Origin of the sequence: Pantoea sp. A4 (genome assembly GCF_000295955.2) — a bacterium.
In the GTDB taxonomy this organism is placed as follows: Bacteria; Pseudomonadota; Gammaproteobacteria; order Enterobacterales; family Enterobacteriaceae; genus Pantoea; species Pantoea multigeneris.
Genome location: NZ_ALXE01000029.1, coordinates 14,352 through 30,347, shown reverse-complemented (window position 1 = coordinate 30,347; position 15,996 = coordinate 14,352). Strand labels below are relative to the sequence as shown.

Genomic DNA, 15,996 nt, shown 5'->3' with positions numbered 1-15,996 from the left:
GCTTTTGAGGAATCTCTTAACCGGCAGGTCGACCGGATGGCTGGAGACGCGCATATAAAGAGCTGAAAACTGAGTTAACATCAGGGCTATCACCCCTGATGACATCCTCATGCACTCATGTCAAAACAAGGACTGCGAATATCAATAAGCTCCCGCCACTAAAATGGCCGAAATTTACCGATGAGACTGCGCGACCATCTGGGCGACGACATTGTGGAGAAATCGAAGTATTGAAATATCCTTACCCGGAGCCACCCAGCATGCAGCCGCGCCCATTTTTTTTACACCTTCTTTGACCAAAGCATGCTGGCGACTTTTCAATCAGTTATCGCTTATTTGCGCTCTCTTTAGGGCTTCTGCGCTGCACACCAACTACGCATTTTGTAAGCAAATAGTTCAGTTTTATTGACGATTAACCACAATGATATTAATGTGCGTGCACAAGCACATAGTTGGTTTTCATTAAAATTCAGTGCTGAAACAGTTAAATGGCGTCATTATTAGAATCTACCAACATCAGGGATATTTATTAATAAAGACGTTGGGGCGGTAGCAGGCAGATAAGCCCGCACCACACCTGACCGTGAAACAATAATACCCCCTCACTGAAGCGGGTGCCGGATGGCCGTTTGCTGCCCAGCCCCGCCTCAGTATTTTTTTCGGTGCGACGAAGTGTGTACGAGCCGGATGCAGCGCCCTACCTTGCCTCATGCTTTCCCCCTCGCCGTAACCCTCAATCCAACCCTACCCAGCTGGAGAAGCTATGAGTCTCAGGGAAAGTGCGCTCGACTTACGTTGTTTTTTGCTGGAGCTCAAACGACGTGACGACCTGACCGAAGTGAATGTAGAAGTGGATGCAGATCTGGAAATCGCGGCGATTTGCCGCCAGGTGTATGAAAAACGTCTGTCTGCCCCGTTATTTAACCAGATAAAGGATGCACTGCCTGGCAGCCGTGTTCTGGGTGCGCCAGCAGGCATGTTACGCGACAGCGCAGTGGAGTACAGCCGTCTGGCGCTGCACTTTGGTTTACCCGCAGAAACTCGCCCACAACAGCTGGTGCAGGCCATACGTCAGGCGATGAAAGCCACCCCAATCAAGCCGCGCCAGGTGACTGGCGGCCCGGTCAAACAGCACCGCTGGCTGGGTGATGAGGTGGATTTAACACGTCTACCCGTACCCATGCTGCACCAGCAGGATGGCGGGCGTTATATCGGCACCTACGGTTTCCACGTGGTGCAATCTCCTGATGGCAACTGGGATAGCTGGAGTATTGGCAGGCTGATGCTGGTGGATGGCAAAACCCTTGCTGGCCCCACCTTCCCGACCCAACATATTGGCATGATCCGCGAAATGTGGACGCAACAAGGCAAAGCCACCCCCTGGGCGTTTGTGCTTGGCGCACCGCCCGCTGCGATTGCCGTTGCCGGAATGCCGTTGCCCGCGTTTGTCAGTGAACCCGATTACATCGGCGCACTGCTGGGTGAGCCGCTGGAGGTGGTGCAGGCCGAAACCAACGCATTGTGGGTGCCTGCCAATGCAGAGATTGTCATTGAGGGCGAAATCAGCCTTGAAGAGACGGTGATGGAAGGGCCGATGGGGGAATACCATGGTTATCAGCGTGATACCGGTAAGCTACAGCCCGTGTTTCACGTTACCGCCGTGACCTTCCGCGAGCGTCCTATTCTGCCGATCTGTGTGGCTGGCGTGCCTGCTGAAGAAAATCACACTATCTGGGGAACCATGATTGCCGCTCAGGTGCTGGAAGACCTTCAGCAAGCCGGGTTACCGGTTGAAATGGCGTGGTGTTCGTATGAAGCGGCTTCCTGCTGGACCGTTCTGGCGATCAACACGCAAAAACTGGCCGGGATGCGTACCAACGCAAAAGTGCTGGCGGACCAGATTGCCCATGCCTATTTTGACTCTCACGCCGGTTATCTGGTGCCGAAAGTGATCGTGGTCGGCGACGATATTGATATCACCAGGATTGAAGAAGTGGTATGGGCTTTGGCTACCCGTGCGCATCCGCAGCACGATTACTTCCCCTACCCCGATAAACCCGGCTTCCCCCTGGTACCCTATCTGAATGCTGCCGATCTCGCGGCGGGTAAAGGCGGCAATATGGTGATCAATTGCCTGTACCCTGAGCAGTTTGAGGGCAAAATGCGTGCGTCAACGGCTTCATTTGCCCACAGCTATCCAGACGCGTTGCAACAACAGGTGCTGGACCGCTGGCAGGAGTATGGCTTCAACCGCTGAGTCGTTTAAGCCCGGTTTGGCTGACCGGGCTGGACGCATCTGGCGAAAGGCACTAGTATTATTTCCTTTTAAATCAGGGACATTTCCTGAGTAACTTGACGCTAACATGACCAAATTTTCTGCGGCTGGGCTACCGCTCAGCCCGATATTTTCTATCACTAACATCACGCGTAATCGCGAGCGCTACCTCACGGGTGCACTGGCATCGATTGGACTTACGCTGGCGGAGTGGCGCGCGCTGCGCATCATGCACAGTTTTGCTGAGGCGATCCCCATGGGCGTATTGATTGCGCACTCGCAAACTGACCGCTCCGCATTAGGCAGAACCGTTGATCGGCTGGTGCAGCGAGGCTGGGTGGAACGCATTCCCGACGCCTTGGATAAACGGGCTTTTCTGGTGCGAAAATTATCCAGCGCCGATGAAATCTTTGAACGGGCCTTCCAGCTGGTGGGCGCTTTTGATGCCACTCTGCAAGTCGAACTGACACCCGAGGAACAGGCCGTATTGAGTGGCGCGCTAGAAAAAATAGAACGACTCTCCGACCAGTAAAGAGATTGCCCACGCAGATGGCGTGGGCCATCGCGTTAATGCAGCGGCTGTATTCGTTTCCACCACCAGAACAGTGCTGCCACCACCAGCATCGCGATACCAATCCAGAGATTAATCGGCATCCCCTGGGCTTTTTCCAGATCCTGCGGCGTATCCAGCCAGCCCACCAGGGTCAAAATCACCCCATACACCCCAATTACCCAGCTAATTAGCGTCCGTAAGTCAAATAAGCGACGGCTGCCGTCTGAAGCTCCACTCATAATTGACTCCTCCAGTGCATAATCCATAAAGTCAGCGCCACCACGGCAATCAGTATCACTCCTCCCATCACCACAGGTGAACGATACCAGGGCACGGCAATCTGCGCTTCATGGGCATCCGGTGAGTTCGGGTCGGCCAGACCCCAAATCAACCCGCGCAACTCTTCTCGCTGACGCGGCGCAGTGAACAATGTAATGACTAACGTCACGACCGCGGTACAAATAAAGGCGGCAATCGCCCCGTAGAAGTTTGCCATTTGCGCACTAAAGCGTGCTGGCTCCATAATCCCGCCCTGATAGAACCAGGCCATGTGCGGCGCGGCAAAGTGCGCAATCGCAGCACCAATACTGCCTGCCAACATGCCACAGAATGCCCCCCAGGGTGAGGTGCGCCACCAGCTCACCCCAATCAGGAAGATGGTGAACAACGGGGTGTTAAAGAAGGAGAATAGCATCTGCATATAGTTCTGGATATTGTTGTAGGATGCGGCGATAAATGCCGTGCCCACACTGGCCACAATCCCCACCACCGTAGCGATACGTCCCACATTCAGGTAGTAGCTATCGCTGCGGTTTTTCGCCAAATAGGGCTTCCAGATATCCCATGTGAAGACGGTATTAAAACCACTGACGTTAGCCGCCATACCCGCCATGAACCCGGCAATCAGTGCCGTCACCGCCAGCCCCAGAACACCATTTGGCAACAGCGTCTGCATCAACGCCGGGATCGCATTGTTGAAGGCAGGCCCGCCAGATTTACCCAGTCCCGGGATCAGTACCAGCGCAATCATGCCCGGTAATACGGTGAACAGCGGCAGCAGCAGTTTTGGCATCGCCCCAATCACCGGCGTCATACGCGCTGCGTTGAGGCTTTTGGCGGATAAGGCACGCTGAATTTCGGCGAAGTTAGTGGTCCAGTAGCCAAACGCCAGCAGGAAGCCTTCCCCCATTGCAATACCGATCCAGTCACCGAGTGGATTGCTCCAGTGCCCAACTGAAGTGCTTTCCCAGGTATTCAGATGCGCAGCGGGCAGATGCTGTGCCAGGCCACTGAAGCCGCCAACGTGATGTAATCCGATGATCACAATCGGTGCCAGGCCAAACAGAATGACAAAGAATTGCAGGACTTCACCGTAGATTGCCGCCGACAGCCCACCCAGCACGATGTACAACAGCACAATGAATGCCGATACCGAGATGGATAACATCAGCGGCCAGCCCAGCAGCAGTTGTACGATCAGCGCCAGCGCATAAAGGTTAATCCCGGCAATCAGGATCTGCGAGACGGCAAAAATCAACGCATTGAGTAAATGCGTCGCCGGATTAAAGCGGCGGCGCAAATATTCCGGCACGCTGTGCACGCGGGATGAGTAATAAAACGGCATCATCGCCACACCGAGGAAAATCATCGCCGGTATCGCCCCAATCCAGAAGAAATGGATCGCCGATGCGCCATACTCAGCACCGTTGGCGGCGTTGCCGAGGATTTCCAGCGCCCCCATATTTGCGGAGACAAAGGCCAGGCCACAGATCCAGGCTGGCATACTCCGCCCTGAGAGGAAAAAATCACCGGCAGTGCGCGTGGCGCGCTTAACTAACAGCCCCAGCACAATAATCACCGCAAAATAGATCAGCGGAAAACTGTAGTCGAGCAGCGAGAGATGCAGCAACGCCTCTCCTGATGTTGAAGCCTGCATAGAAAACCCCTTTTTTGCAGGAAGTAAGCGCGATCAGTCGTTCAGCGTCAGGCAACGATCGGCACGAGTGCGACTGGCAATGATGCGACGGGCGTTAGGGAGATCCGTTTGAGCAATCCAGTCCCTTGCCGCCTGCTCGCTGCGCCCAAACTGCATATGGCGTGCGAGTAGACGCTGGAATTCCAGCTCTTCATCCACATCGAGAAACCAGCAACTGTCGAGCAGCGCGCGCACGCCCTGCCAGGGTTCATCGCTGAGCAGCAGATAGTTGCCTTCGGTAATGACCAACGGAATATCGCCCGCCACACCAATTTCACCGGCAATCGGCTCTTCAATTTCACGATGAAAAGCGGGCGCATACACCCGGCTGTCACTGAGTGGCTGGCGCAGCCTACGCAATAAGGCCTGATAACCGGCGCTGTCGAAGGTATCGGGCGCGCCTTTGCGCCCGGCGCGGTTTAGGCGTTGCAGCTCAAGGTTAGCCAGATGAAAACCATCCATCGGGACCACAACCGCCTGACCCGACAATGCCTCACACAGGCGCTGGGCGAGGGTTGACTTGCCGCTGCCCGGTGCTCCGGCAATCCCGAGGATCTGACGTCCGCCTCGCGCCAGTAGCTGCTGGCAATCTGCCAGCAGTTGGTCAAAAGTGACCTGCTCTGAATGGACACTCATGCGCCTTGTTTCCTGCTGGCTTGCAGATGCCCGTCAATGAAGCGACGCGCATGGCTGGCCAGGTCAAAGCCATCGCTCCACAAATTGCGCCAGATTGAGAGATCGACCGACAGGCCGCGTGACACCACCGCAGATGAGAAGCTCTCAAAGGCAATCGGCCCCTGGTAGTTAATGTGCGCCAGTGCATGGAAGAAGCTCGGGAAGTCGAGATGGCCTGAACCCAGGTAGCCACGATGGTTTTCACCAATGTGCACATAACCGAGTTTATCGCCACACGCCAACACCGGGCTGTAGAAGTCCGCCTCTTCGATGTTCATATGGTAGATATCCAGGTGCACTTTCAGCTGTGGCGAGCCGACCTGTTCAAGAATTTCCAGTGCCTGTTCCGTGGTGTTGACCACGTTACTTTCATAGCGGTTGACGATCTCCAGCCCCAGCGTGATGTCGTACTGCGCCGCGCGATCGGCCACCCGCTTCAGGGAGTCCACCACGTTACGTCGCCCCTGTGCGCTGACCGGCTGCTGATATTTGCCGAAGGCGCTGTAGAGGCCACCACACAGGTACTTCGCACCAATACGTGAAGCCACTTGCAGGCTCTCTTCCAGCAGTTGCACGCCGCGCGCAACCACGACCGGATCTTCGGAAGAAACATCCGCATCAAAGGCCAGACCCCGTGAACAGCTCACGCCCATTTTCTCCGCCACCAGTAACTCGCGCAGGCCATCCTGATCGAAATCAGTCAGGTCATGGAGCGAAAGCTCAATAAAATCATAACCCGCACGTTTGCTCTCCGTTACAATTCGCGCTACTGATTTTGGCGTGAGATCGCCAGCCCATACCAGGGCATGTACACCAACAGGATTCATCATCTTCTCCATTTGTTAACACCGCAGGCGGCGGTGACGACACAACTGACTTATGCGTAAAAACTACCAATAAGTATGCTTTTGTCAAAAATTTACGCAAAAGAAATGGAAAAAAATGTGATGAAGCGCTATTTTTTGCCACATCAACCTCTGGAGTGGTAGGGCTATGCAATCTGATTCATTAAGCATCTCTTCAACCGGCGCGGGTGCCATTCTGTCTCTGGTGCGCTCGGGTCAGGCCACAACGCGCGCCGCGCTGATGGCAGTGACCGGACTTTCGCGATCCACCATTGGCCAACGCCTGGACAGGCTGATTCAGGCCGGCTATCTGCAAGTCATCAGCACCACCATTTCTACCGGAGGGAGACCCGTTGAGGCGCTTCAGGTCAACCCCGACTATGGCCTGCTGCTGTTGGCTGCCGTTGGAGCCAGTGGGTTTCGGGTTGCCGTCACGGATTTTTGTGGTCGAATGCTGGAAGTCCACAGTGAAACCTGCGCCATTACTGCTGGCCCGGATGTCATCCTGTCCCGTATCCGTACGCTGTTCTTGCAGCTGTTGCAACGCACCCCACAGGGGAAAAGTGCCCTACGCGGTATCGGTATCGGTCTGCCCGGCCCTATCGACTTTGTTCATAAGGCCATTGTTCAGCCGCCGATCATGCAGGGTTGGGACAATTTCTCGGTGCCGGGCTTTTTCGCTGCGGATTTTCCCGTACCGGTGTTGATGGATAACGACGTAAACCTGATGGCGCTGGGTGAACACCGCTTCAGCTACCCGGCGGAGCAGGACTTGCTGTATCTCAAACTCGGTACCGGTATCGGCAGTGGGATTGTGATGTCAGGCAAAATTCAGCGTGGGGCATTGGGTGCCGCGGGGGATCTCGGCCATTGGTTCCTGCCAGACTGGCGCAGCCAGCAACCTTTGCGCACCTGTCGGTGTGGTAAACAAGGCTGCCTGGAGGCCTACTCGTCCGGCTGGGCATTATGCGACGAGTGGCAGGTTGAGTCAGTGCGGATGCTGATGCTACACGCCGATCAGCCCGCCTTACGCCAACGCTTGCAGGCCGCTGGCGTGCATCAAGGGGAAGCGCTGGCCATGGCGATCAATTTGCTCAACCCTGCACGCGTGATTGTGGGTGGAGAGTTGCTCAATGAACCGCTGCTCGCCTCACTGCGTGAAACGGTCTATCTGCGTTCTGGCGCACTCTCTACCCGTGCTTTGCACATTGAGCAGGGGCCATTAGGAGAAAATGCGGGGTTGTACGGCGGCGTTGCGCTGGTGACGGATTACTTGCTGTCACCGGCGTTGGTAGATGCGGTTTGTCTGCGTTGAGATGCCTATAACCGCCATTCTGGAAGCCGGATTCCAGATTCGTATCAACATCGTTGATACGATAAAGGTTGCTGCGTATACTTGTATCAACTTTGTAGATACGTAGGGTGCAAGAATGCGACAGACCATTAAACGTTGGGGCAATAGCCCAGCAGTACGAATCCCAAGCCAGTTAATGCACGCGATGTCACTTGATGTGGATGCTGAGGTTGAAATTACAGTGGTATTCGACAGTGAAAACAAGCCACACCTTATGATTGAACCGGTTGAGCAGGCCCCCACTCTCGCGGCGTTACTGGCTAAAGTGACGCCTGAAAATATCCATTCGGAAGTTTTTACCCGTGAAACTGATAAGGAATCCTGGTGATGGGTTATATTCCGGATGCCGGAGATATCGTCTGGATGCATTTTGATCCCCAGGCAGGTCATGAGCAAGCAGGCCATCGTCCTGCTTTAGTGCTGAGTCCGAAAGAGTACAATCACAAAATTGGCCTGCTGATTTGTTGTCCACTCACGACAAAAATTAAAGGCTACCCGTTCGAAGTTACCCTATCCAGCCAGGCTGGAACTGTTGTGTTAGCGGATCAGATAAAAAGCCTGGACTGGCGTGCTCAGGAAGCAGCGAAGAAGTGTAGTGTCATGCCGACAGAACTGGAAGCGGTAAGAAAAATTGCCCGGCTACTGGTAGGGTAAAAACCGACCAACGTTCTCCAGCATCGCTCTCTTAATACAATCATTTCCAGCAATGCCATTGCTAAAGTCATTATTGTTCTGATAATGACTACATCATTTAAAATAACGATCAGAGTATGCCCACCCAAACGCGGTTATTTTAATCACATATTAAAACCGCCCTGAAAGTGACACTCGTCAGGGCGGTTTTATCAGGCGACCATGGGCAGTAACGCGGTCTGGAGCGGTTGCAGTAGCTGGTCCAGGTGCTCCGGCCGGTCGGCGTAATCACGGCGGACGTCAGTGGGCGTACACCCCAGATAACGGCGGAACAGGCGCGTTAAAGATTGCTGACTGGTGAAACCGTTATCCAGCGCTATGGTCATGATTTTACTGTCAGTTTCTGCCAGGGCATGCGCCGCATTTTGCAGGCGTCTGTAGCGAATATACTCAGCCAGTGAGATGCCGGTGATCTGACGAAACTTCCGTTGAAAGTGCCAACGGGTATAACCACTTTTTTCTGTCACGACGCAAGCTTTCAGCTCATCATCAAGGTGATCATCAATCCAGGTCAACATATCAACAACGACCTGGTTCATAACATTGGCTTGATTAATTTTCACGTTGTACCTCTGGCCTGAAATATGGGAAACAGTGACGTTGCCGATGGTGTACAGGTTATAATTTTGTGTCTTAATAAACTGATTCAATAATAACACCGAACATACCCACAACTTATTCAAATAATTTAACCGTATTCACTGAATAAACTGAAAATGGCACTATTGCGTGAGTGACCATCCTGTGGTCGTGAATTTGTTACGCATAACATGTTAATTTTGTTGTTAAAACCTACTCTTCTCCCGCAAGGCTGATATTTCAGATAGCGCTCAGCGCCGTGTTCTGTTAATACTTTCAAGGTACAGTTGTAAACGCTTTACCGGATTTAGCATTAACTAACACATTGTTTATTATGAGCAATGCGATTTGGTTGTGTATTTTTGGTGATAATGATTATCATTATGTTACATTGTTCCCTTTGGCGCTTTTGCCACCTTTTACGCCTGTCAGTTCACCTTTTTCGACTTTGCAGAGGCGATTTATGAATCCTGTTATTTATGTGGTTGACGATGACGCAGCAGTCCGTAATGGCTTGCAACGTCTGCTGGAAGCCGAAGCGTACAACGTCTGTATTTTTGCATCTCCGCTCGATTTTCTTGCTCATCCCCTGCAGGCGGTGCCGGGTTGTCTAATCCTTGATATGAATATGCCGGAAGCGGATGGTTTTACGGTGACCGCCTCTTTACGGGAACGGGGCCACACCATTCCCACCATTTTTCTGACCGGCTTTGGCACCATTCCCGTGACGGTTAAAGCCATGAAGGCTGGCGCATGGGAGTTCCTGACTAAACCCGCCGATCCAGAGAAACTGCTCCAGAGCGTGGCAGAAGCGATCCGTTTGTCGGCTTCCGCACTGAGCGAAAATCAGGAAACGCACCAACTCACACAGCGCTTGCACTCCTTAACGCCGCGCGAGCGGGAACTGATGGAGTTGGCGGTCAGTGGACTGCTCAATAAACAGATTGCTACCGCGATGGGCGTCAGTGAAATCACGGCGAAAGTGCACAAAAGGCGCGTGATGGAAAAGATGCAGGCGCGATCCCCCGCCGATCTGGTCCGTATCGCTGAGCGACTTAACCTGTTCAAAACTCAGGTACATTAATCTGCCTCATCCTGTCGTAGCGGCAGGGTGAACCAGAACTGGCTGCCATGCGGTGCTTGCTGGCCCACCTGCAATTTGCCGTTATGGCGCTCAATAATGCCATTACAGATGGTTAACCCCATCCCCATCCCCTGCGGTTTAGTGGTATAGAAAGAGTCAAATAACCGTTTCATCACCTCCGCCTCAATCCCCACGCCGTTGTCTGCTACGGTAAAGCACAGTGTTTGTGCGTCCGGGTTGGTGGTTATCAGGCTAAGAATACGTGGCCTGTCCTCATTGCTGTTGAGTGCGTCGATGGCATTAACGACCAGATTGAGCAGCACCTGCTGAATCTGAATATTGTCACACCAGATGTGCGAAGCCTGCGCCTGCAAACGGTTATCAACAATGATCCCCTTGCGTTCCAGCTCACTGCGCGACAGTAAAAGGATATGCTGGGCAATATCATGAATATCAGCCACCGCGAAAACAGAAGCCTGATTGCGGGTTAAGGCTTGCAACCCACGAATAATATTGCCCGCGCGCTGGCCTTCATCCGCGATATCTTTGAGGCCAATACGGACATTGTCGCTGTAACCTTCCCCACGATTGAGCCAGCGCAGGCTGGCCGCCGCATTGGTCACAATTGACATCAATGGCTGGTTGATTTCATGGGCGATAGAGGCGGTGAGTTGCCCCACGGTGGTGGCGCGTGAAACGCGAGCCAGCTCAATTTGCGCGGTACGCGTGGCATTCTCGGCCATGCGCTGCTGGGTGATGTCCGAAATGATGCCGTAATACTCGATGACCTGGTCATCTACCCGCAGCGGATCGCCAATGCCCAGCAAATAACGGCACTCTCCGTCCGGCCGCAGGATACGAAACTCCGCGCGCATGGTGACGCCAAGTCGCACGCTGTCATAGACCAGTGTGCTGATACGTGCATGATCTTCACTGTGCACACGCAGCAAAAAGTCTGCCATTGAGAGTGCCTGTTGCCCCTCTTCCAGTCCGAGGATGCGCGCATATTCCGCGGAAACCGCCATCAGATCCTGCTGGAGTTCCCAGCGCCAGCTGCCGGTATGGCTGATCTGCTCTCCCAGCATCAATGAGGTCTGGCTGGCACGCAGCGCTTTTTCTACACGACGCCGCTGTTGGTTTTCGGCAGTAAGCTGGCTATACAGCCTTGCGTGCTCAATGGAAACCGCAGCCTGCGCCGCCAGAGTACGAATGATGCGTGAGTGCTCCGCCGTGAACACATCCGGCAGCAGGCGATTTTCCAGATACAAAATGCCCACCATTTGACGTTGACGGAACATCGGCACACACAAAATTGCCGCTTCCGATGACACCAGATAGGGGTCATGACTAAATGGACTGAACACTTCCGGGCTCGCCGTACGAATTTCCAGCCCGGTACGGATGACCGCAGCCACCACCGAGAGTGGCAGATCGCCGCTGGTTAACGGCCTGCTGGTGATCTCTACCGCCACGCCATCTGCCGTCATCATCGCACTGGCTTCTAACCAGGGCGCATTCCCCTCATCAACGCGCAGCAATAATCCACGCTGTGCGCCCGCCCGTTCCAGTAACATAGTCATCAAAACATGCAGCAAGCGGTCGGGATCGATCTCTTCGGTTAAGGCGCGAACCGCTTTCACCACACTGTCGAGATCGCGTGCGGCTTCACTCGCCATTAACGGCACCGTATCAGAGTGCGTTGCAGCCGCACTGCCGGAGAGGTGCGGAGAGTGGCTCTCCATTTGCGTGACTTTGGCCTGCGCTCCCCACTCTCGCCAGCCCGACAGCGCACTGCGGCTGTAGGCATCGGCTGCAACCTGCCAGTGATTTTCACGCGCGAAACCGGCAGCCAACTCGCAGGACAACGCATAGATATGGCTAAACTGGGCTTCTCTGGCGCGCTTAATCGCCTGTTCATAGTGCGCCAATGCGGCACCCGCGTTGCCATCCAGACGCGCAATTTCGGCGGCAATTAACGCCAGCTTATCGCGAAACAGCCCCGGATTTTCCTGTGCCCAACGCGCAATTTTCAGGTAGTGATCGTCCACTACAGCGCGCTGAGCGGCGGTCATGATCGGGCCACGAGCGGCGACGCGAATCAGACATAAAGCACGATAAAAATGGTAATCGAACAGATGAATATGCGCCGGTACCGTGGTACTGAAAGGTGCCGCGCGCTCGAGGCAATCCAGTCCCCGATTGAACTGGCCGGTGAGGCAAAATGCCATCGCCCGATACAGCCAGAACCAGAACTGCATCAGCGGGGCCTGCCCAGGGCTGCTTTTGCTGACGGGCGCGGGCAGCAATGATGACGGGATTGCCTGCTCCGCACTCAATTCATCCTGTGGGGTTTGACGCAGAAACATGACCCAGGCACGCTGGATCAACAGCACATTTTCCACATCATGGAAGCCGGCTTTCCGCACAAAGGCCAGCCCGCGTTCAATGCTGGTGAGCAGACCATCCAGATGGTCGCCTCGGGTAATAAAGTTGATGATTTGATGACGAATGGCAAAACAGGCCGAAGTGGGATCGCCCAACGCCACCGCCGTGGTAAATGCCGCCTTGGCCGAGGCCACGACGCTAGCGATCGGCTGAGTCCAGACTGCAATCAGGTCCAGCGCCAGCAGGGTTTGTGCCTTGACCCGGTTGTAAGCGTGAGTGTTAACCAGTTTGCGCGCCAGCAGCGCGTACTGATAACCCGTGCTGTAGGCCTCATAGCGATGCCCAAGCAAAACCCCAAACCACGCCATGGCCGGACAAGATGCTGCACACAGGCCGTGTTGCAGGGTCAGGGTTAAAATCCGGCACAGCAGCAGGAAATGCAAGCGCGGACAGGCGAAGGTGGCAAAGACCGCTGCGCTATTCAACAGCGCGATCAGCGCCTCAACATCGGCATTTTCGATAGCCGGAAGGCGGGAAAATGCCGTTTCTGCATCGTCCCCGGTTAGCAACTGCAATGTTTGCCACGCCGCATCACACTCTTCGCTGGTGGGATGGCGATGCAGTGGCTCGCCAAACACCTTTAACCACCCCATGATGGTATCGAGAGCCAGCCAGAGATCGGACTGCCGCATCTGGATTTCCGCCAGCAAGCAGGCCGCGACAGCTTTGTCACGCAAACTGCCGGGTGCCAGCAACGTCTGTTGGCAAAGTTCCCAGGCCTGACCCAGATTACCCAGCAGAAATTCACATTCTGCCTGGAGCAGGTCTAGCTGCAGCTGCACCGTTGTTTCATCCGGCAAACACAGCTGACGCACCGTATGCAGGTAACGCAACGCGGTAAGGTAATCCCCGCGTGCTTTAGCTTGCTGCACAGCCGTGATACCGGCCTGAATAAACTGTGACTGCTGAGCCGACTCCCGCGCCAGATTTGCGGCAACGGCGAGCGCATAAAGCAGCTGGTCCAGCGTTTCACTCTGCGGCTGGCGGCCATAGTCTTCCAGCAGCAAAACCGCAGCCCGCAGTTGAATGGGCTGACGCTGCGCCAGATTCGTCAGTGCCAGTGCCATATCAAAGATACGTTCGTGGGAAAAAAACCACTGTTCTGGAGTAACGGTTAACAAGTGCAGGCCAGCCATCTCCTCTAACTGTGCCTGCACCTGTTCAACAGGGCGTGCGGAGAGCCGGGCGGTGAATGCCACACTGGCCTTACGGCCGATAACCGCCAACGTCGCTAACAGTTGACCAGCAGGTGCCGACAGCCGATCGCGCTGCGCCAACGCCATGCTGGCAATATGTTCACTGACCGAGCGCTGATGCAGCGCGGTAAAATCGATCAGCCAGCCACCCGCGATTTTATCACGCTGAATGGTGCCCTCTTCCAGTGCCGAACGGAACAACTCACTCACCAGGCGAGGATTACCGCCGGTTCGCGTATGGATCAGCTGTGCCAGTTGACGTTGTTCATCTCTGGCCAGAATACCGCGCTGCGCCAGCCAATGGGCGATGGCGCTCACTGAGAGTAAATCCGGGGTAATCACACAGGGCCCGGAACCCGACTGCACAAGCTGACGTCGCGTCTCCTCCATGCCATCCCGCACAGCCACCAACAGTAACAGCGGCACCACTTTGCTATGGCTAAGCAGCAACATCAGCAGTTGTCGGCTGGCAGCATCGGCGTGATGAAAATCATCCACGATAATCGCCAGGGGCTGATCCTGACGGGTGAGCGCTTTAATCAGGCAGAGTACCATGCGACTAAAGCGGGTCTGATCTTCAGTAAAGCCGTGTTCAGTGGCAGCAGGTGCAGACTCCAGCAACGCGCCAAGCTCCGGCAACAGCGCTAGCGCCAGATCGATATCGCTGCCAAGGGAACGGGTGATACGCAGCTTCCAGCGCTTTACTTCCGCTTCCGGTTGACCCAGCAAGTGCAGGATCAGCGAACGGAAGGCCATCGTGACCACGGCATAGGGGCGCATCGGGGATAACCTGTCGCCCTTCGCCACAGCTAACAGGGCATTTTGCTGTTGGAGAGATTTTATCGCGCGGGAGATCAAGGCAGATTTCCCCACGCCTTCCGCCCCTTCGATCAACACCAGTGCCGGACTGCCGCTGGTTTTTACTTGCTGCCACCGCCCGGTAATCGTGTGCAGATCGGTATCCGCGCCCCCCGGCAACGGCATGGCAAGATCATCCGTGCGGTAGTCCTGCTGGGCGGGAATAAAGGGGGCAATTTCCCCCTGCAGCTGCAACATGTTCTGGCAACGCTCAAGATCGGCCATCAGCCCCTCCACCGATTGATAGCGGTGCTCGGGTAGTTTGGTCAGCAGGCGTAACACCACCGCAGATAACATTACCGGGATATCTGGCAGGAGTTCATGGGGTGGGCGCGGTTCCGATGCAATGTGACAATGCATCCATTCTGCTGCGCTGCCTTCACTGGGTGCAAAAGGCAGCGAACCGGTTAACAGCTCGTACAATACAATGCCAAAACTGTAGAGATCGCTAGCATAACTCAGCACACGTCGGGTACGCCCGGTATGCTCAGGGGACATATAAGCCAGCGTGCCACCCGCGCCAGGCCAGCGCATCTGTGGCACCAGCTGCGATGTTTCACTGGCAAGTCCAAATCCGGCCAGCCGCCAGCCACCCTCTTCCTGATGAAAAAAATTACCTGGCTTGATGTCACCATGAATCATGCCGTGGCGGTGTAGTTGCTGTAATGGCAGGCACAAGCGTAAGGCAAGATCGATAAACTCATGTGCGGTGCGTGCCGGAATGCCGATGTATGCCTGGAGCGTTTGGTAGTGAAACCACGGATAAAGCAGCGCGAACTGCCCATGATAAAAAGTGTAGGCCAGCGGCAGCAGTGCCCAGCGCCCGGAGATACTGTCTCGCAGCGCATACTCATGCCGTAACAGCGGTGTGATTTGCTCGACATTCGCCTCGCTTGCTGCGGTAGCAAGGATCAAACGATGCCCGGAAACGGGATCGGTCGCGCTGGACCAGGCAATCCCGCCCTCCTGAGCGATAAGCGTGTAGTGCATATCCTCAGAGAGTAATGTCACCTGCTGTCGGTGTGCATCGTGGGAGTAGATTGAGAAATCCAGTGTCTTCATGCCTCTCCTGCCTCAATGCACTGTCGAATATGACTTAGCAGTAACTCTACATCAATCGGCTTCGGGAGCCATGTGATGGCACCCAGGTGTTGGGCATACCACAACATATTTTCACCCCCGTGGCCGGAAAGAAAAATCACTGGCGGGGGTGGTCTCTCACCTTCAGCCAGCGTTCGGTAGAGTTCAAAGCCACTGATGCCGCTGAGAGAAATATCCAGCAGCATCAGTGCGGTGTCTTGCAGCACGGTGCTATCCGCCAGCAAAGCTTCACCACAGTCATATAGCTGCGGTTGATAGCCTTCTGCCGCCAGCAGGTTACTCAGCCCGTGACGAACGGCGCGATCGTCATCGACAATAACAATTCGAGCTACCTGCTGCATGACACCTCCCTGAACGATTCAC

General features: G+C 54.8%; 13 protein-coding genes. 6 read left to right on the top strand and 7 right to left on the bottom strand.

The genetic code is table 11. The annotated features are described in order from the left end of the window. Positions 1–763 precede the first annotated feature (763 nt). Together B880_RS0114605 and B880_RS0114600 are read left to right on the top strand one after the other, a co-directional pair. Entirely contained in the window at positions 764–2,257 is a 1,494-nt protein-coding gene (locus B880_RS0114605) for a UbiD family decarboxylase (protein ID WP_017348177.1), read from the top strand. 106 nt (positions 2,258–2,363) lie between these two features. Next, entirely contained in the window at positions 2,364–2,807 is a 444-nt protein-coding gene (locus tag B880_RS0114600) for a MarR family winged helix-turn-helix transcriptional regulator (RefSeq protein WP_017348176.1), read from the top strand. Positions 2,808–2,842: 35 nt separating this feature from the next. On the opposite strand, the gene B880_RS0114595 is transcribed toward B880_RS0114600, so the two are convergent. The 4 genes from B880_RS0114595 to B880_RS0114580 are packed head-to-tail and all read right to left on the bottom strand — an operon-like array spanning position 2,843 to position 6,308. After that, positions 2,843–3,067: a hypothetical protein gene (locus B880_RS0114595; RefSeq protein WP_017348175.1), complete on the bottom strand. Its 225-nt coding sequence runs from the start codon at positions 3,065–3,067 to the stop codon at positions 2,843–2,845. Next, a complete protein-coding gene (locus B880_RS0114590) occupies positions 3,064–4,764 on the bottom strand; it encodes a sodium:solute symporter family protein (RefSeq protein ID WP_017348174.1) in 1,701 nt (566 codons plus the stop codon). Before B880_RS0114590 ends, B880_RS0114595 begins: the two co-directional genes overlap by 4 nt. A gap of 33 nt (positions 4,765–4,797) precedes the next feature. Then, on the bottom strand, positions 4,798–5,439 hold the full coding sequence (locus tag B880_RS0114585; protein WP_017348173.1) for a nucleoside/nucleotide kinase family protein: 642 nt from the start codon (positions 5,437–5,439) through the stop codon (positions 4,798–4,800). After that, complete coding sequence (locus tag B880_RS0114580; protein WP_202813422.1) at positions 5,436–6,308, bottom strand: sugar phosphate isomerase/epimerase family protein; 873 nt, start codon at positions 6,306–6,308, stop codon at positions 5,436–5,438. The genes B880_RS0114585 and B880_RS0114580 overlap by 4 nt, the downstream gene beginning before the upstream one ends. 163 nt (positions 6,309–6,471) lie before the next feature. Between B880_RS0114580 and B880_RS25080 the strand changes: the two genes are divergently transcribed. The 3 genes from B880_RS25080 (at position 6,472) to mazF (ending at position 8,331) form a co-directional block, all read left to right on the top strand. Continuing rightward, positions 6,472–7,638 carry an ROK family transcriptional regulator gene (locus tag B880_RS25080; RefSeq protein ID WP_017348171.1) on the top strand — a complete coding sequence of 389 codons (1,167 nt, stop codon included), beginning with the start codon at positions 6,472–6,474 and terminating at the stop codon, positions 7,636–7,638. 115 nt (positions 7,639–7,753) lie between these two features. Next, the gene (locus B880_RS0114570) at positions 7,754–8,005 is read left to right on the top strand and encodes an AbrB/MazE/SpoVT family DNA-binding domain-containing protein (RefSeq protein WP_026042667.1); all 252 of its coding nucleotides are present in this window, start codon (positions 7,754–7,756) and stop codon (positions 8,003–8,005) included. Next, positions 7,999–8,331, top strand: coding sequence for an endoribonuclease MazF (mazF, locus tag B880_RS0114565; RefSeq protein ID WP_192841085.1), 333 nt, complete (start codon positions 7,999–8,001; stop codon positions 8,329–8,331). The genes B880_RS0114570 and mazF overlap by 7 nt, the downstream gene beginning before the upstream one ends. 191 nt (positions 8,332–8,522) lie before the next feature. On the opposite strand, the gene B880_RS0114560 is transcribed toward mazF, so the two are convergent. After that, complete coding sequence (locus B880_RS0114560; RefSeq protein ID WP_157060562.1) at positions 8,523–8,933, bottom strand: helix-turn-helix domain-containing protein; 411 nt, start codon at positions 8,931–8,933, stop codon at positions 8,523–8,525. A 479-nt stretch (positions 8,934–9,412) separates the two neighbouring features. Here B880_RS0114560 and B880_RS0114555 point away from each other — a divergent pair, with 479 nt between their 5' ends. After that, positions 9,413–10,033, top strand: coding sequence for a response regulator transcription factor (locus B880_RS0114555; RefSeq protein WP_017348167.1), 621 nt, complete (start codon positions 9,413–9,415; stop codon positions 10,031–10,033). Here the strand turns inward: B880_RS0114555 and B880_RS0114550 are convergent. Beyond that, entirely contained in the window at positions 10,030–15,594 is a 5,565-nt protein-coding gene (locus tag B880_RS0114550; protein WP_017348166.1) for a trifunctional serine/threonine-protein kinase/ATP-binding protein/sensor histidine kinase, read from the bottom strand. The two genes, B880_RS0114555 and B880_RS0114550, sit on opposite strands and share 4 nt — an antisense overlap. Next, positions 15,591–15,974, bottom strand: coding sequence for a response regulator transcription factor (locus B880_RS0114545; protein ID WP_017348165.1), 384 nt, complete (start codon positions 15,972–15,974; stop codon positions 15,591–15,593). Before B880_RS0114545 ends, B880_RS0114550 begins: the two co-directional genes overlap by 4 nt. Between the last annotated feature and the right edge of the window lie 22 nt (positions 15,975–15,996).